Genomic DNA, 15669 nt, shown 5'->3' with positions numbered 1-15669 from the left:
TTCAGCCAATCGAATCATAAAGTTCGAATTCATCTGCAAACTTACGCTGAAACCGCGTGAGCACATCCTCAGACAGGGGCGTCTCCATTTTGGGTGAAACATTTTCGCGCGCCAAATCCAGTTTAACACCCAACCGGTCGGTCAGAAACTTCTGCAACCGGGGCTGATCTTCATAGCGAAACAGATGCGTAACACCGGTTCCGTTCGGTTGGCTTTCGAGGAATTTGAACTGACTTCCAACGTCCGCAAAGCTTGGACGTTGACCTTTCATATAGGCCAGCACAAATTCATCGAAACTAACGCCGTGGGTGCTGTTGGCCTTGCCCTCAATGAATGGGCGTCGGCGGTAGCGATACCAACTGCTCAGCCAACTGACAGGCTCACGCATGACCGCCATTAACTCAAGCTCGGCATCGCAAACTTTGAGAAACATTGGGCGAATGAAACGATTGTAGCGGTAAACGGGCGCATGCTTGAGCAAGGGCGGATCGGAGATCACCACGTCCGCACGCGGTGCCAAGGCGGCTTCATAAGCGGTCGTTCCTGTTTTTGGAACTGACAGAAATGCAAGACGTTCCTTAAAGAAAACAAGCATCTAGAAGTTATTCCTTCGCAATTTTACACTCTTCCATCCTTCTAAACCACTTTTTAACCAATGGGGATAGAAGATAGGTCCTACAGATTTATATTGAAGTGTTCTCTTTTTGGTCCCATAAGGAACGTTAGCAGAACAAACAACAACAGGTCAGGCCGCGATTGCCGCCGCCCGATCCCTGTGACAGTAAGGGAAGAACCCAAATGGCAACGGCAGATCTTTTGACAATGGACAGCAAAAAACAAGCTAACAAGCAAAAAGCGCTCGATAGTGCTCTGGCTCAGATTGAGCGGCAATTCGGCAAAGGCTCGATCATGAAGTTGGGGGCCGAAGGGGCTATCCAAGACATCAAATCAAGCTCCACCGGCTCACTTGGGCTGGACATTGCGCTAGGTATTGGCGGCTTGCCAATGGGCCGGATCGTAGAGATTTACGGACCTGAAAGCTCGGGCAAGACCACGCTGACGCTGCATTGTGTTGCGGAACAGCAAAAAATGGGTGGGGTCTGCGCCTTTGTCGACGCAGAACATGCGCTTGATCCTCAATATGCAAAGAAGGTTGGCGTTGATATCAACGAGCTGCTGATTTCGCAGCCCGACACTGGCGAACAGGCGCTTGAGATTGTTGATACGCTGGTTCGTTCAGGCGCTGTGAACATGGTTGTGGTCGATTCTGTGGCCGCACTGACGCCGAAATCGGAACTTGAGGGCGAAATGGGCGACAGCTCAGTTGGTGTTCAGGCCCGTTTGATGAGCAAGGCGATGCGCAAGCTCACCGGTTCAATCAGTAAGTCCAACTGCATGGTCATCTTCATCAACCAGATTCGGATGAAAATCGGCGTTATGTTCGGCTCACCCGAAACGACGACGGGCGGTAATGCTCTCAAGTTCTATTCTTCTGTGCGCCTCGACATCCGCCGTATCGGCGCGATCAAGGACCGCGACGAGGTTGTTGGGAACGCCACCAAGGTTAAGGTCGTTAAAAATAAGGTTGCAGCCCCGTTCAAGCAAGTCGAATTCGATATCATGTATGGCGAAGGCATTTCCAAGATGGGTGAAGTCCTCGACCTCGGCGTGAAGGCCGGTGTTGTTGATAAATCTGGTGCATGGTTCAGCTACGGCGATGAACGCATTGGACAGGGACGTGAGAACGCCAAACAGTTCCTGCGCGACAACGAAGCCATGGCGTTGGAGATCGAAGATAAAATTCGTGCAGCGCACGGGCTTGATTTTGATGGGGCTCCGCTTGGATCAGACGATCCAGAGGTTTTTGAAGCCTGATCTACAACCTATTTTGTAAAGAAATGGGGCGCAGCCAGCAGGCCGCGCCCTTTTTCATTGCGGCCTGTGGACAAGACCACCTGACGAGCGGTATTTGAAATGTAACAGATTTCCCGCCCGGAAGGCCGCACCATGCAAACGCTTAATGATATTCGCTCGACCTTTTTGTCCTACTTCGACAAGCAGGGCCATTCGGTTCAGCCGTCTAGCCCGCTGGTACCGCGCAATGACCCCACTTTGATGTTCGCCAATTCGGGCATGGTTCAGTTCAAGAACCTCTTTACCGGCCTTGAGACGCGCCCTTACAGTCGCGCGACAACTGCGCAAAAATGTGTGCGCGCGGGCGGCAAACACAATGACCTCGACAATGTCGGCTATACTGCGCGGCACCATACTTTCTTTGAAATGATGGGTAATTTTAGCTTTGGTGACTACTTCAAGGCCGATGCGATCGCCTTTGCTTGGGAGCTGATCACCAAGGAACTCGGAATTCCCGCTGAGCGTCTATACGTGACGGTTTATCACACAGATGACGAGGCCGCCGAGATCTGGAAAAAGGTCGCAGGGCTGCCCGAAGAACGCATCATTCGTATCGCGACAGATGATAATTTCTGGATGATGGGCGCAACAGGCCCTTGCGGCCCATGTTCCGAGATTTTCTATGACCACGGTGATCACATCTGGGGCGGCCCTCCGGGATCACCGGACGAAGATGGCGACCGTTTTGTGGAGATATGGAACCTCGTATTTATGCAATACGAGCAATTTGAGGACGGTACACGCCGCGAATTGGCTGCGCAGTCGATTGACACCGGTATGGGAATCGAACGTGTGGCCGCGCTTTTGCAAGGCACCAACGATAACTATGCAACCGACCTTATGCGCAACTTGATCGAAGCATCCGCGCATGCCTCAAGCACGGATCCAGACGGGCCGGGCAAGACCCATCACCGGGTGATCGCAGACCACTTGCGCTCGACCTCATTTCTGATTGCCGATGGCGTGATGCCAAGCAATGACGGCCGTGGCTATGTGCTGCGGCGGATCATGCGCCGTGCGATGCGTCACGCGCATTTGCTGGGAGCCAAGGATCCCCTGATGTACCAATTGGTGCCTGCGCTTGTCAGCCAAATGGGCGCTGCTTATCCCGAGTTGGGGCAAGCCCAATCCTTGATCACAGAAACGCTGCATCAAGAAGAAACCCGGTTCAAACAGACGCTGGAACGCGGGCTCAAGCTGCTCGACGACGAAGTTGGCAATTTGAGTGCGGGTGCTAACCTGCCTGGCGAAGCAGCCTTCAAGCTCTATGACACGTTCGGGTTTCCGCTTGATTTGACCCAAGATGCTCTGCGTGAAAAGGGCCTAGCCGTGGATACCGACGGCTTTGACGCCGCGATGGCCGAACAAAAAGCCAAGGCGCGCGCTGCGTGGTCTGGCTCCGGCGAGGCTGCGGATGCTACGATTTGGTTCGACGTGGCCGATAAGCATGGCACCACTGATTTTCTCGGGTACGAAACTGAAACGGCCGAAGGTCAGATTGTTGCCTTGATCGAAGGCGGTGCAATGGTGCCAAGCTCCAAAGACGGCAATGATGTTCAGATCGCCCTCAACCAAAGCCCGTTTTACGCTGAAAGCGGCGGGCAGGTGGGCGATACTGGGATTATCCGCACGGATACCGGCGTGGCCCGCATTTCTGATACGCGCAAGACGGCAGGCGTGTTCATTCACTTCGGCAAAGTGACCGAAGGTGAGATCACCGAAGGGCAGGCTGCTGTGCTGGAGGTGGACCACAACCGACGCACATCTATTCGCGCCAACCACTCCGCCACGCATCTGTTGCACGAGGCTTTGCGCGCCGCGCTTGGTGATCATGTTGCACAGCGTGGTTCGCTGAATGCTGCCGATCGTCTGCGCTTTGACTTTAGCCATGGCAAGGCACTTAGCCCCGAAGAGCTGTCTCAGGTTGAGCGCGAGGTGAACACCTATATCCGTCAGAACGCCGCCGTCGAAACCCGGATCATGACACCTGATGATGCCCGTGCGATTGGTGCACAGGCGCTCTTTGGCGAAAAATACGGCGACGAAGTTCGCGTGGTTTCAATGGGCCATCAAGAAGGCTCGGGCAAAGGCAGCGACAAGACTACTTATTCATTGGAGCTTTGTGGCGGTACGCATGTGCGCCAAACCGGTGACATTGGCGCTTTCGCTTTGCTTGGTGACAGCGCGAGCAGCGCAGGCGTGCGCCGCATCGAAGCTCTCACCGGTGATGAAGCCTTAAGCTGGCTGCGCGGGCAGCAATCTGCACTTGCCGGGGTGGCTGATGTGCTCAAGACGTCGGCGGCCGACGTGCCTGACCGTGTGCGCGCGCTGATGGATGAGCGCCGCAGCCTTGCCAATGAAGTCGCGCAGCTGCGCCGCGATCTTGCCATGTCTGGCGGCGGCGGCGATGCCTCCGAAGCGATCGAGGTCAACGGCATCAAATTTCTCGCTCAGGTTCTGACCGGGATCACAGGCAAAGATCTTCCTGGTTTGGTTGATGAACATAAGTCGCGCCTTGGCTCAGGTGCCGTCCTGCTGATCGCAGACACAGGCGGTAAGGCTGCGATTGCAGCCGGCGTTACTGACGACCTAAAAGGCAAACTCTCCGCTGTAGACATCTTGCGCGCGGCTGTCGCCGAACTTGGCGGCAAGGGCGGAGGTGGCCGACCCGATATGGCGCAGGGCGGTGGACCCAGCGCAGACAATGCAGACGCAGCCATCGCCGCTGCCACAGCTATCTTGAAAGGATAACACATGCCCGCACTTTGGATTGCCCATGTCACCGTCACCGACGAGGACGCGTATAAGAAATATGCAGCAGGTGCGACCGTGGCCATTGCTGATCATGGAGGTGTCTTTATCGCACGTGGTGGCCGCTACGTTCAGCTCGAAGGCACAGATCGCCCCCGTAACGTCGTGGCCCGTTTTCCAGATGTCGAAACGGCAGAAAAATGTTACCATTCAGATACTTATCAGGCGGCGTTGGCATATGCCAAAGGCGCATCTGAGCGTGAATTGCTTATTGTCGAAATAACAGAATAAAGCCCCAGCGCAGTCACTGCACCGGGGCCTCATTAGTTCGAATATTTTGCGGAAAGGCTTGAGGGAATAATCCCCCTCAAGCCAATTTCTTAACTGGCTTTGGACATCCGCTTACGCTCATGCGGGTCCAAGAAGCGCTTGCGCAGCCGGATTGAATTGGGCGTCACTTCAACCAATTCATCATCGTCGATATAGGCAATCGCCTGCTCGAGCGACAACGTGATTGGCGTTGTTAGACGTACCGCTTCGTCCGTACCCGAGGCCCGAACGTTGGTTAGCTGCTTGCCCTTCAAAGGGTTCACTTCGAGATCATTGTCACGGCTGTGCTCACCGATGATCATACCGGTATAGACATCCGTCTGTGCGCCAATAAAGAACTTGCCGCGATCTTCCAGCTTCCACAGTGCATAAGACACAGCAGTGCCGTTTTCCATGGAGATCAAAACACCAGCACGGCGTCCAGGGATCGAACCTTTGTGCGGTGCCCAACCGTGAAACACGCGGTTCAACACGCCTGTGCCGCGGGTGTCTGTCAAGAATTCGCCGTGATACCCAATCAGGCCGCGTGACGGGATATGCGCGATGATGCGGGTTTTACCAGCACCGGCAGGCTTCATCTCGACCAGCTCGCCTTTACGCACGCCGGTGATCTTTTCGATCACGGCACCGGAGTATTCGTCGTCTACGTCAATTGTCGCTTCTTCGATGGGCTCGTGGCGCACACCGTCGATGTCTTGGAACAAAACCTGTGGGCGCGAAATGCTTAGCTCAAAACCTTCGCGGCGCATGTTTTCGATCAAAACACCCATCTGCAATTCGCCACGTCCCGCAACTTCGAAGGCTTCGCCACCGGGCGAATCCGAAATCTTGATCGCAACGTTGCTTTCGGCTTCTTTCATCAAGCGCTCACGGATCACACGAGACTGCACTTTTTTGCCGTCCCGACCTGCAAGAGGTGAATCGTTAATGCCGAATGTCACTGTGATTGTGGGCGGATCGATTGGCTGGGCCGGGATCGCGTCCACAACGGATTGTTCAGCCAACGTATCGGCCACAGTAGCTTTTGACATGCCTGCAATGGACACGATGTCGCCAGCTTCGGCCAGATCAATGCCCGTTTGGTCCAAGCCGCGGTAGGCGAGGATTTTTGTGCAGCGGAAGTTTTCGATCAACGTGCCATCTCGTGACATCGCTTTGATCGTCTGGCCAGCTTTCAATGTCCCGGATTCAACGCGACCTGTCAGCAACCGGCCCAAGAAGGGATCGCCGCCCAAGGTCGTGGCCAGCATGGTGAATGGCTTGTCGATATCGGCAACCTGCTTAGGCGCCGGTACATGCTCAAGGATCAGGTCGAACAACGCATCAAGACCTTTACGTGGGCCATCCAATGAGTGATCCGCCCAACCAGCACGACCAGAGGCGTACATCGCTGGGAAATCCAGCTGATCATCGGTCGCATCAAGGTTGGCAAATAGGTCGAAAACTTCGTCCAGCGCACGATCAGGTTCGCCGTCAGTCTTGTCGACTTTGTTGATCACAACGATAGGGCGCAGACCAAGCTTCAGCGCCTTAGACGTCACAAACTTGGTTTGCGGCATTGGGCCTTCTGCGGCATCAACCAGCAGAACAACGCCATCAACCATGGACAAGATCCGCTCAACTTCGCCACCGAAATCTGCGTGGCCCGGCGTGTCAACGATGTTGAGCCGCGTGCCTTTCCATTCGACTGACGTGGGCTTGGCAAAAATCGTGATGCCGCGCTCGCGTTCCAGATCGTTGCTGTCCATCGCGCGTTCAGTCGTAGCCTGATTTTCGCGGTAGGTGCCAGATTGCTTCAGTAGTTCGTCCACGAGCGTCGTTTTGCCGTGGTCAACGTGTGCGATGATTGCGATATTGCGCAGTTCCATGGGGTCAGCCTTTGTCAGGGAGTTGCCGCGCCATACCGTCGTGCGCGCCCAAAGGCCAGCAGAAAACGGACCTAACCTGCTGACGTGGCGTTTTCAGGCCCAAACTGGGCATGTTTCAACGGTTCGATGGTGGCCACCAAGCCCCAAAGGGCCAAGGTTTTGATTGGCCGTGAAACTATTTGCGCATTTGCAAAGTAGTTGACCGCGTGCCTGGCACCCTAATATGCCTAGATTTCACTACGCGCTAACATGACCTAAACTCATCAATGCGGAGTGGCGGACGAGAAAAGGTGGATCACTGCGATGCCCGAAATGATCAAGCCAAGACCAAGAACGGCAGGTAGGTCCAATTTTTGATTGAAGACCACGAACCCGATACCCGCGATCAAGATAATCCCCAAGCCGGACCAGAGTGCATAAACCACACCAACGGGCATAGCTTTGAGGGTTATGGACAACAGATAGAACGATACCGCGTAGGCCACGACCACCAAAACCGACGGCCAAGGTTTGGTAAACTGCTGGCTGGCTTGCAGCGCTGTGGTGCCAATGGTTTCGGCCAGCACGGCCAAGGCAAGGATCAGGTAAACGGGCATGGGCAGTCCTTTCATCGTACGCGCGTAGATTATCGATAGGCACATTCAAACACGTTGTCACGAAAGACCAAGCTAAAGGGGCAGGGCGGTCGTTTCTTTAATTTCTTCCATCACAAAGCTCGCAGAGACATCCGACAATTCCACCTTGCGGATCAGGCGTTGATAGAGCGCATCATATCCAGCCATATCAGCAACCCGCGCCCGAATGAGGTAATCCAAATCGCCAGTCATGCGGTAAACGCCCATGATTTCGGGCATATTCTTGGTCGCCTTTGAGAAATTTTGCAGCCAATCAGGTGCATGGGCATTGGTTCGCACCATCATAAATACGGTCAGGTTCAAGCCCAACTTAGTCGCGTCCAGTAGTGTGACCCGTTTTTTGATCACACCAGCCGTCTCAAGCGCGCGAATTCGACGCCAGCAAGCATTGCGCGAAAGGCCAACCTGTTCGCCCATTGATTCGAGTGATTGTGATGCGTCACGTTGCAAAGCACTCAGTATTCGTCTATCTAATTCATCAAATGTCACCATAAATATGATATTGCCGTGCATCCATCCCAAAATCAAGCGTAACTTCGGTGAATTTGGGAAGTGATCCCGTCGTGGTGCTGGTATCTTGATTAAGACTTAGAACAGGAGCAGTCCCCATGATCTCGCGCATCTTTCTTGACCACCCCGCACAAGTTGAAGAAACTTTTCTGGAGCATATGGCCTTTGCGCTGAAATTTGCAGGCCTGCTGTTTGCAGCCGCATTCGCAGCACTGATCCATGCTGTGATCCCGTGCCTGTTTGAGAAAACCGCCAGTGGCATCATCGCACGGCTCTATGAGCGCACCCATAACCGTGGCCACTGACCTATGTGCCGCTGGGCCGCGTGGCATGGTAAGCCGCTGTTTTTGAGCCAAATACTGACTGATCCTGCGCATTCTTTGATCCACCAGTCTCGCGAAGCATCCAAGTGCAAAACGGCCATCAACGCCGACGGCTTTGGGCTGGCATGGTACGACCAAAAGCCTGAGCCGGGGCAATACCGCGATGTGCATCCTGCGTGGTCAGACCCGAATTTACAGGCGCTGGCCGACCAGGTGAGCGCAGGTTTGTTCTTGGCGCATGTGCGCGCCTCCACCGGGACAGCGACCAGCCGCAACAACTGCCATCCGTTTGTACAAGGGCGTTGGTCTTTCATGCATAACGGGCAGATTGGCGGCTTTGATCAGATCAGGCGCAAGGCCGAAGCGTTGATTTCCGACGCGCTTTATCCACATCGAAAAGGTGCCACAGACAGCGAGGTCTTGTTTTTGATCGCAGCTGGGTTGGGGTTGGATGACGACCCACAAAGCGCAATGACCGCCGCCGTGGCTGCGCTTGAAACGCTGTCGCGCGAGAACGGCACCGGACCGCATATGCGCATCGCAGCGGCCTTTACCCGGGGCGAAACGCTCTATGCTGTACGTTATGCCTCCGATGCCCTCGCGCCGTCGTTGTTTTATCAGTGGAACGAGGATTGGCAGGGATGGGCGGTGGTGTCTGAGCCCTACGACACAGCACTTGGAAATTGGACCGAAGTGCCGAAGGGGAGCTTTTGCACGTTTACCAAAGACACCTGCCGGGTGGAGCCGTTTCTGCCCATGCAATCAAAACTAGCCGCCTAAGGGTGCATCCTATTGGCTAATTTAAGTTTAGCCGGCAACGCGGTGCGTTACTAACGCGCCGCACATAAAAAAGGCCGCCTCATGGGGCGGCCTTTCGTTTGTCTGTTGCAACGGGATCAGCCCTTGAGCGCATTGCCAAGGTTCTGGTCGACCTTTTCGAGGAAACCCATCGTGGTCAGCCATTTTTGATCGGGGCCTACCAACAGTGCTAGATCCTTGGTCATGTCGCCGGCTTCAACCGTATCAACAACAACCTTCTCCAAGGTTTCAGCAAAGTTGATCAACGCCGTGTTGTCATCGAGCTTGCCACGGTGCTTAAGACCACCGGTCCACGCATAGATCGATGCGATGGAGTTCGTCGATGTTTCTTCGCCCTTTTGGTGCTGGCGGTAGTGACGCGTCACTGTGCCGTGCGCCGCTTCGGCTTCAACTGTTTGCCCATCAGGCGTCATCAGAACGGATGTCATCAGGCCAAGCGACCCAAAGCCCTGCGCAACGGTATCGGACTGCACATCGCCATCGTAGTTCTTACAAGCCCAAACGTACCCGCCGTTCCATTTCATCGCACAAGCGACCATGTCGTCGATCAGGCGGTGCTCATATGTAATACCAGCTTCTTTGAATTTGTCTGCAAATTCAGTCTCGTAGATGTGCTGGAATAGTTCAAGGAAACGGCCGTCATATTGCTTGAGGATCGTGTTCTTGGTCGACAGATATACCGGCCAACCTTTGTTAAGGCCATAGTTCATGGACGCGCGTGCAAAATCGATGATCGATTTGTCGAGGTTGTACATGGCCATAACCACACCGGAATCAGGCGCGTCAAACACTTCATGTTCGATCTCGGTGCCGTCTTCACCAACAAATTTGATCGTCAACTTGCCCGCACCGGGGAATTTGAAATCGGTGGCGCGGTATTGGTCGCCAAAAGCGTGACGTCCCACAACAATTGGCTTGGTCCAGCCAGGCACAAGGCGCGGTACGTTCTTACAAATGATCGGTTGGCGGAAGATAACGCCGCCCAGAATGTTGCGGATTGTCCCGTTGGGGGACCGCCACATTTTCTTGAGGCCAAATTCTTCAACGCGTGCTTCATCAGGTGTGATGGTCGCGCATTTGACACCAACGCCGTATTTCTTGATGGCATGCGCGGAATCAATGGTGATTTGGTCATCCGTGTCATCACGCGCTTGAATGCCCAGATCGTAGTACTTCAAATCGACGTCGAGATACGGCAGGATCAGCTTTTTCTTGATGAACTCCCAGATGATGCGGGTCATTTCATCACCGTCGAGCTCGACGATGGGGTTTTCTACCTTAATCTTTGACATGAGGCATTCCTTTGCGTGGATTGGCATTGCGAGCGCATTTACCCCATTCGAACACAAAGGGAAAGACGGTATACAATAGCATACCGTTCATTTTCATTTCTTTGGTTTTGGGGGCACAGAGAGGCTGGCGTGAACGCAAATTTATTTCATTGCTCTCGCCGTTCGGTCTGAAATTGAACCCTGCGTGTCCAAGGGAAACAAATTTTCAACGCTGCGTTTTAGGTTTTCGCCCGCGCTTCAAAGAACGCGGTAATCTTGCCTTTGGCGTAGTCCCAAAGGGTTGGTGCGCCGATGGCGATCTTGCTGCCCACACGGTCCGCGATCATCTTTTCTGTGACGTCATAGTCGACCCAACTGCCGCCCCCTGATTGCAGGTTCTGCATTGGCGGTTGAAAACGGTCGAGCGATTTTGCGAACTGGGCAGTGGGGGTCGCGGCCGCCTCAAACTCTTCCCAAATTACACGAAGATCGTCTCGCAAGTCGTTGGGGAGAATTCCAAAAATTCGATCTGCGGCAACTTTCTCTTGGGCTTGCACCGCGGCCACATCAACGTCGCCAAAGATTGGATTATCACCGGCGTCGATCTCGACCAGATCATGCAAGATCAGCATTTTGATTACGCGGTCAATCTCAACACCAGGACCGGCCTGATCAGCAAGCACCAACGCATAAAGCGTTAAGTGCCAGCTGTGTTCAGCGGAATTTTCATACCGGGAGTTATCGCAAAGCTCCGTAGCACGGGTGACAGATTTTAGCTTGTCGGCCTCGTTTAGAAACGCGATCTGACGGTCAAGCCGTTCTCTCATACGCCCTTGGTCGCGCGGTGCGCCTTGAGCTTTTGGGACAAAAACGCACGGCCTTTTAGCTCAGCCATACGTGTCCGGATCGCTGTCAGGAATGCTTCTTCGAGGGTCTGGGACGACGTGCCAAGCACATCGCCCACTTCCATAAACAAGCGGTCTTCGCCAGTTTCCGCTTGCACGGCTAAGCATTCCTCGGCCAGCTTGTTGGCCATTGAAATGACTGCATCATCAGCCATTAGCGCGTTGTCTCGGTCAGGCGGCGCTTCACATAGTCGGTGGTGGAACCGATCAGCGTATCCATGTGCGGCCCTTCAAAGAAGTGACCGGCACCTTCGACCTCTTGGTGGGTGATCGTAATACCCTTTTGCTCGTGCAATTTATTCACCAACGACACGGTGTCTGCAGGTGGTGCAACACGGTCAGCAGTCCCGTTGATCATCAAACCCGACGCAGGGCAGGGTGCGAGGAACGAAAAGTCATACATATTCGCGGGCGGTGATACGGAGATAAAGCCCGTGATCTCTGGCCGGCGCATCAAAAGTTGCATGCCAATCCAAGCACCAAAGGAAAAACCAGCAACCCAGCAATGCTTGGAATTGTTGTTCATCGACTGCAAATAATCCAGCGCGGAGGCTGCATCTGACAGCTCACCAATGCCTTGATCATATTCGCCTTGGCTGCGCCCCACGCCGCGGAAGTTAAACCGCAGCACAGTAAAGCCCATATTATAAAAGGCGTAGTGCATGTTGTAGACGACCTTGTGGTTCATCGTTCCGCCGAACTGAGGGTGCGGATGTAGGATGATCGCAATGGGTGCGTCACGTTCTTTTTGAGGGTGGTAGCGGCCTTCGAGGCGGCCTTCGGGTCCAGGAAAAATGACCTCGGGCATGGGCGTCCCTTACTGTGGGCTCTTAAGGGCCGGGCTATTCTTGACGAATTAGCTCAGTCACTTTAGAACGGTTCTAATTAATGGAGTCGCGGCTGTGCCACGACAGTCAGGCTCCGCACTTAGGCATTTCATGCGCTCACGTCAATCGTATGCGGGCATCTGACAGGCTGTAATAGGGGATAAGCACAATGAAGCTATCGACAAAAGGACGCTATGCGATGGTTGCCTTGGCCGATATTGCGCTGCAACCGAAAGGTAATCTTGTCTCGCTTGGTGAAATAGCCGAGCGTCAATCGATCTCCTTGCCGTATCTCGAGCAACTTTTTGTCAAACTACGCCGCGCTGAATTGGTGTCGTCCGTACGTGGCCCCGGCGGCGGTTACCGGTTGGCGCGCACAACCTCTCAGATCCGCGTCGTTGATATTTTGGCGGCCGTCGATGAAACCGTAGATGCGATGCACAAAGGGGCAGGGGTCTCTGGCGGGCAATCGGGTAGTCGTGCCCAGTCTTTGACCAACCGTCTTTGGGAAGGCTTGAGTGCAAACGTTTACGTATTTTTGCACCAAACCCGACTGTCTGACGTCATCGACAATGAGTTGGTGCCATGTCCCGCTGTGCCGCATCTTTTTGATTTGGTGGACGAATGAGCCGCATCTATTTGGATCATAATGCGACCACACCGCTGCGTGCCGAAGCCCGCGCGGCGATGGTGTCGGCGATGGATGTCGCGGGCAACCCGTCAAGCGTCCATGCAGAGGGCCGCGCGGCCAAGGCGTTGGTGGAACGTGCGCGGATGCAAGTGGCGGAGCTTGTTGGGTGCGATCCGGGTGACGTAGTGTTTACGTCCGGTGCAACCGAAGCAGCCAGCCTAGCAATCCCTGAGTTTGCCACTGTGTCTTCAGCTGGCATTGAACATGACGCGGTCTTGTCTTGGGTCCAGAAAAAAGGCGTTGATCTGACACGGCTGTTGGATGTTGACGGCAATGGTGTGCTGACGGGAACCGCGCACGGTGCTGATTTCGCTGACGGAATTTTCGATGACGTCGTCGCGATCCAAGCTGCCAACAGCGAAACGGGTGTGATGCAAGACACGATGAAGCATGCCCAAGCCCTTTGGGCGCTCAAACGGTCGGTCTTGATCTTGGTCGATGCGGTGCAGGCGCTTGGGAAAACGCAATTTTCTATGGCCAAGTCTGGCGCTGATTTCATTCTGTCCTCTGCGCATAAGTTGGGCGGGCCCAAGGGCATTGGGGCGCTGATCGTCAAAGGCGGCACCGACGTAAAGCCGCGCTTGCTGGGCGGCGGGCAGGAAATGGGCCGCCGATCTGGGACTGAAAACATCGTCGGGATCGCCGGTTTTGGCGCAGCCGCTGAGGCAGCGGCGCGTGACGTTGCGAATGGCCGTTGGGAAGAGGTTGCACGCCTGCGTGATTTACTGGAAGAGGTCCTTGAGGATGCAGCAAAGACGACTATTTTGGTAGGGAAAGATGCGGACCGCCTGCCCAACACCAGTTGCCTGATGACACCAGGCTGGAAGGGCGAGACGCAAGTGATGCAGATGGATCTTGCCGGAATTGCGATTTCCGCGGGGTCGGCCTGTTCGTCGGGCAAACTGCGGGCGAGTTCGGTACTGACTGCCATGGGATATGACGCGAATGAGGCCGCAAGTGCGATCCGCGTTTCATTGGGACTTGAGACGACGCCTGAGGATGTGATGCGCTTTACCGAGACTTGGACCGCGCAACTGAAGAAACACGAGAAGAGAGCGGCCTGATGGGCGTTCCGGGAGAAGGACAATGAGCTTGGACAACACGATTGTAAAAGACGGCGTCGACCAGGAAACCGTGGATGCTGTGCGCGAAGTCGGCGGTGCCTACAAGCATGGTTGGTCCACCGATATCGAGATGGAATATGCGCCCAAGGGCCTGACCCCTGATATCGTGCGCCTGATCTCTGAGAAAAACGAAGAACCGCAGTGGATGACCGACTGGCGGCTTGAGGCGTATGACCGCTGGTTGACCAAGAAAGAGCCAGATTGGGCCATGGTTGACTACCCTGAGATCGATTTTCAGGACCAGTATTACTATGCGCGCCCCAAAAGCATGGCCATCAAGCCGAAATCACTGGATGAGGTCGATCCCAAGCTGCTGGCCACCTATGCCAAACTGGGTATCCCTTTGAAAGAGCAGGCCATTTTGGCTGGCGTCGAAGGTGCTGAAGAGATGAGCGATGCGCCGCGCAAAGTGGCTGTAGATGCTGTCTTTGACAGTGTGTCCTTGGGCACGACGTTCCAAAAAGAGCTTTTGGCCGCTGGCGTGATTTTTTGCTCGATCTCTGAGGCGATCCGCGAACATCCTGAATTGGTCCGCAAATACCTGGGCTCAGTCGTGCCTGTGTCGGATAATTTTTATGCAACGTTGAACTCGGCTGTCTTTTCGGACGGATCATTTGTTTACGTGCCGCCAGGCGTGCGTTGCCCGATGGAATTGTCGACGTATTTTCGCATTAACGCGGAGAATACCGGCCAGTTCGAGCGCACATTGATCATCGCCGACAAAGGCAGCTACGTGAGCTACCTTGAGGGCTGTACAGCCCCTCAGCGTGATGAAAGCCAGCTGCACGCCGCCGTGGTCGAAATCATCATCGAAGAAGACGCGGAAGTGAAATACTCCACCGTACAAAACTGGTATCCGGGCGATGAAAACGGCAAGGGTGGCATCTATAACTTCGTCACCAAACGCGCCGATTGCCGCGGTGACCGGGCCAAAGTGATGTGGACCCAAGTTGAAACGGGCTCGGCTGTTACGTGGAAATACCCAAGCTGCATCCTGCGCGGCGACGACAGCCAAGGCGAATTTTACTCCATCGCTATCGCCAACAACATGCAGCAGGCCGACACCGGCACCAAAATGATCCATCTGGGAAAGCGTACCAAGTCGCGCATCGTCTCAAAGGGTATTTCGGCGGGCAAGGCTCAGAACACCTACCGCGGCCTTGTGTCTATGCACCCTAAGGCCAAGGAATCGCGCAACTATACGCAATGCGACAGTCTGTTGATCGGCGATAAATGCGGGGCGCACACGGTGCCCTATATCGAGGTTAAAAATAACTCGAGCCGGGTTGAGCATGAAGCGACCACATCCAAGGTCGACGATGATCAGCTGTTCTATTGCCGGTCGCGCGGCATGGACGAAGAAGAGGCCGTTGCCCTTGTTGTAAACGGGTTCTGCAAGGACGTGCTGCAAGCACTGCCGATGGAATTCGCGATGGAGGCACAGGCTTTGGTGGCGATCTCGCTCGAAGGATCTGTGGGCTAATGTTGAAACTGGCAAAGGAAGTCGCAATAGCCACCACGGTCTACGGCATCCTGAGCTATGTCTTCCGCTTTTCATTGGAAGAGGGCGACGGGATACCCGAAGTGATCATGGGGTCCCTCGTTTTCGGCGCGATCTATCTGGTCGTGGGCTTGCTGTTCAAATTGATACGAAGGAAATCGGAATGACCCGGCCTGTTGCCTTTGCGGTCACCTCTCGCA

At 54.6% G+C, this 15669-nt stretch carries 17 protein-coding genes; 9 read left to right on the top strand and 8 right to left on the bottom strand.

Features of this window, described 5'->3' with window-relative positions; all coding sequences use genetic code 11:
• Position 1: 1 nt before the first annotated feature.
• On the bottom strand, positions 2–595 hold the full coding sequence (locus tag C1J03_RS11675) for a gamma-glutamyl kinase (protein WP_114886662.1): 594 nt from the start codon (positions 593–595) through the stop codon (positions 2–4).
• 203 nt (positions 596–798) lie between these two features.
• On the opposite strand from C1J03_RS11675, the gene recA reads away from it, so the two are divergent.
• The 3 genes from recA to C1J03_RS11660 all read left to right on the top strand — a co-directional run bounded on the left by recA (position 799) and on the right by C1J03_RS11660 (position 4956).
• A complete protein-coding gene (gene recA, locus C1J03_RS11670; protein ID WP_114886660.1) occupies positions 799–1875 on the top strand; it encodes a recombinase RecA in 1077 nt (358 codons plus the stop codon).
• Positions 1876–2007: 132 nt separating this feature from the next.
• Complete coding sequence (gene alaS, locus C1J03_RS11665; protein ID WP_114886658.1) at positions 2008–4665, top strand: alanine--tRNA ligase; 2658 nt, start codon at positions 2008–2010, stop codon at positions 4663–4665.
• Positions 4666–4668: 3 nt separating this feature from the next.
• Positions 4669–4956 carry a DUF1330 domain-containing protein gene (locus C1J03_RS11660; RefSeq protein ID WP_114886656.1) on the top strand — a complete coding sequence of 96 codons (288 nt, stop codon included), beginning with the start codon at positions 4669–4671 and terminating at the stop codon, positions 4954–4956.
• A gap of 89 nt (positions 4957–5045) precedes the next feature.
• Here C1J03_RS11660 and typA read toward each other — a convergent pair whose 3' ends face one another.
• The 3 genes from typA to C1J03_RS11645 form a co-directional block, all read right to left on the bottom strand.
• Positions 5046–6863: a translational GTPase TypA gene (gene typA, locus C1J03_RS11655; protein ID WP_114886654.1), complete on the bottom strand. Its 1818-nt coding sequence runs from the start codon at positions 6861–6863 to the stop codon at positions 5046–5048.
• Positions 6864–7126: 263 nt separating this feature from the next.
• Positions 7127–7459: a DMT family transporter gene (locus C1J03_RS11650; protein ID WP_114886652.1), complete on the bottom strand. Its 333-nt coding sequence runs from the start codon at positions 7457–7459 to the stop codon at positions 7127–7129.
• A 72-nt stretch (positions 7460–7531) separates the two neighbouring features.
• Complete coding sequence (locus tag C1J03_RS11645) at positions 7532–7990, bottom strand: Lrp/AsnC family transcriptional regulator (protein ID WP_114886650.1); 459 nt, start codon at positions 7988–7990, stop codon at positions 7532–7534.
• Positions 7991–8106: 116 nt separating this feature from the next.
• Here C1J03_RS11645 and C1J03_RS11640 point away from each other — a divergent pair, with 116 nt between their 5' ends.
• Both C1J03_RS11640 and C1J03_RS11635 read left to right on the top strand, forming a co-directional pair.
• The gene (locus tag C1J03_RS11640; protein WP_114886649.1) at positions 8107–8313 is read left to right on the top strand and encodes a DUF6356 family protein; all 207 of its coding nucleotides are present in this window, start codon (positions 8107–8109) and stop codon (positions 8311–8313) included.
• Between the two features lie 3 nt (positions 8314–8316).
• Positions 8317–9111 carry a class II glutamine amidotransferase gene (locus tag C1J03_RS11635; protein ID WP_114886647.1) on the top strand — a complete coding sequence of 265 codons (795 nt, stop codon included), beginning with the start codon at positions 8317–8319 and terminating at the stop codon, positions 9109–9111.
• A gap of 116 nt (positions 9112–9227) precedes the next feature.
• On the opposite strand, the gene C1J03_RS11630 is transcribed toward C1J03_RS11635, so the two are convergent.
• The 4 genes from C1J03_RS11630 to C1J03_RS11615 all read right to left on the bottom strand — a co-directional run bounded on the left by C1J03_RS11630 (position 9228) and on the right by C1J03_RS11615 (position 12134).
• The gene (locus C1J03_RS11630) at positions 9228–10442 is read right to left on the bottom strand and encodes an NADP-dependent isocitrate dehydrogenase (RefSeq protein ID WP_114886645.1); all 1215 of its coding nucleotides are present in this window, start codon (positions 10440–10442) and stop codon (positions 9228–9230) included.
• A gap of 218 nt (positions 10443–10660) precedes the next feature.
• Positions 10661–11248 (bottom strand): HD domain-containing protein, encoded by a 588-nt coding sequence (locus C1J03_RS11625; protein ID WP_114886643.1) that lies wholly within the window; start codon positions 11246–11248, stop codon positions 10661–10663.
• Positions 11245–11481 carry a hypothetical protein gene (locus C1J03_RS11620; RefSeq protein WP_114886641.1) on the bottom strand — a complete coding sequence of 79 codons (237 nt, stop codon included), beginning with the start codon at positions 11479–11481 and terminating at the stop codon, positions 11245–11247. Before C1J03_RS11620 ends, C1J03_RS11625 begins: the two co-directional genes overlap by 4 nt.
• On the bottom strand, positions 11481–12134 hold the full coding sequence (locus tag C1J03_RS11615; protein WP_114886639.1) for an alpha/beta hydrolase: 654 nt from the start codon (positions 12132–12134) through the stop codon (positions 11481–11483). The genes C1J03_RS11620 and C1J03_RS11615 overlap by 1 nt, the downstream gene beginning before the upstream one ends.
• Positions 12135–12322: 188 nt before the next feature.
• Here C1J03_RS11615 and C1J03_RS11610 point away from each other — a divergent pair, with 188 nt between their 5' ends.
• From C1J03_RS11610 to C1J03_RS11595, 4 genes are read left to right on the top strand one after another with little or no spacing between them, the layout of a single operon-like run.
• Positions 12323–12781 carry an Rrf2 family transcriptional regulator gene (locus C1J03_RS11610; RefSeq protein WP_114886637.1) on the top strand — a complete coding sequence of 153 codons (459 nt, stop codon included), beginning with the start codon at positions 12323–12325 and terminating at the stop codon, positions 12779–12781.
• Positions 12778–13908 (top strand): cysteine desulfurase family protein, encoded by a 1131-nt coding sequence (locus C1J03_RS11605; RefSeq protein WP_114886635.1) that lies wholly within the window; start codon positions 12778–12780, stop codon positions 13906–13908. The genes C1J03_RS11610 and C1J03_RS11605 overlap by 4 nt, the downstream gene beginning before the upstream one ends.
• Before the next feature lie 22 nt (positions 13909–13930).
• Positions 13931–15451 carry a Fe-S cluster assembly protein SufB gene (gene sufB / locus C1J03_RS11600; protein WP_114886633.1) on the top strand — a complete coding sequence of 507 codons (1521 nt, stop codon included), beginning with the start codon at positions 13931–13933 and terminating at the stop codon, positions 15449–15451.
• Positions 15451–15636 (top strand): hypothetical protein, encoded by a 186-nt coding sequence (locus C1J03_RS11595; RefSeq protein WP_114886631.1) that lies wholly within the window; start codon positions 15451–15453, stop codon positions 15634–15636. Before sufB ends, C1J03_RS11595 begins: the two co-directional genes overlap by 1 nt.
• The last annotated feature ends 33 nt before the right edge of the window (positions 15637–15669 follow it).

The organism is Sulfitobacter sp. SK012 (genome assembly GCF_003352085.1).
GTDB lineage: Bacteria > Pseudomonadota > Alphaproteobacteria > Rhodobacterales > Rhodobacteraceae > Sulfitobacter.
This window is presented reverse-complemented; position numbering and strand designations above follow the sequence as displayed.

Bases quoted from the DNA above. Each gene is read 5' to 3' on its own strand.
- C1J03_RS11605 (WP_114886635.1), top strand. From the start codon at position 12,778: ATGAGCCGCATCTATTTGGATCATAATGCGACCACACCGCTGCGTGCC.
- C1J03_RS11635 (WP_114886647.1), top strand. From the start codon at position 8,317: ATGTGCCGCTGGGCCGCGTGGCATGGTAAGCCGCTGTTTTTGAGCCAA.
- alaS (WP_114886658.1), top strand. From the start codon at position 2,008: ATGCAAACGCTTAATGATATTCGCTCGACCTTTTTGTCCTACTTCGAC.
- recA (WP_114886660.1), top strand. From the start codon at position 799: ATGGCAACGGCAGATCTTTTGACAATGGACAGCAAAAAACAAGCTAAC.
- C1J03_RS11615 (WP_114886639.1), bottom strand. From the start codon at position 12,134: ATGCCCGAGGTCATTTTTCCTGGACCCGAAGGCCGCCTCGAAGGCCGC.
- typA (WP_114886654.1), bottom strand. From the start codon at position 6,863: ATGGAACTGCGCAATATCGCAATCATCGCACACGTTGACCACGGCAAA.
- C1J03_RS11640 (WP_114886649.1), top strand. From the start codon at position 8,107: ATGATCTCGCGCATCTTTCTTGACCACCCCGCACAAGTTGAAGAAACT.
- C1J03_RS11610 (WP_114886637.1), top strand. From the start codon at position 12,323: ATGAAGCTATCGACAAAAGGACGCTATGCGATGGTTGCCTTGGCCGAT.
- C1J03_RS11645 (WP_114886650.1), bottom strand. From the start codon at position 7,990: ATGGTGACATTTGATGAATTAGATAGACGAATACTGAGTGCTTTGCAA.
- C1J03_RS11625 (WP_114886643.1), bottom strand. From the start codon at position 11,248: ATGAGAGAACGGCTTGACCGTCAGATCGCGTTTCTAAACGAGGCCGAC.
- C1J03_RS11595 (WP_114886631.1), top strand. From the start codon at position 15,451: ATGTTGAAACTGGCAAAGGAAGTCGCAATAGCCACCACGGTCTACGGC.
- C1J03_RS11620 (WP_114886641.1), bottom strand. From the start codon at position 11,481: ATGGCTGATGATGCAGTCATTTCAATGGCCAACAAGCTGGCCGAGGAA.
- sufB (WP_114886633.1), top strand. From the start codon at position 13,931: ATGAGCTTGGACAACACGATTGTAAAAGACGGCGTCGACCAGGAAACC.
- C1J03_RS11660 (WP_114886656.1), top strand. From the start codon at position 4,669: ATGCCCGCACTTTGGATTGCCCATGTCACCGTCACCGACGAGGACGCG.
- C1J03_RS11630 (WP_114886645.1), bottom strand. From the start codon at position 10,442: ATGTCAAAGATTAAGGTAGAAAACCCCATCGTCGAGCTCGACGGTGAT.
- C1J03_RS11675 (WP_114886662.1), bottom strand. From the start codon at position 595: ATGCTTGTTTTCTTTAAGGAACGTCTTGCATTTCTGTCAGTTCCAAAA.
- C1J03_RS11650 (WP_114886652.1), bottom strand. From the start codon at position 7,459: ATGCCCGTTTACCTGATCCTTGCCTTGGCCGTGCTGGCCGAAACCATT.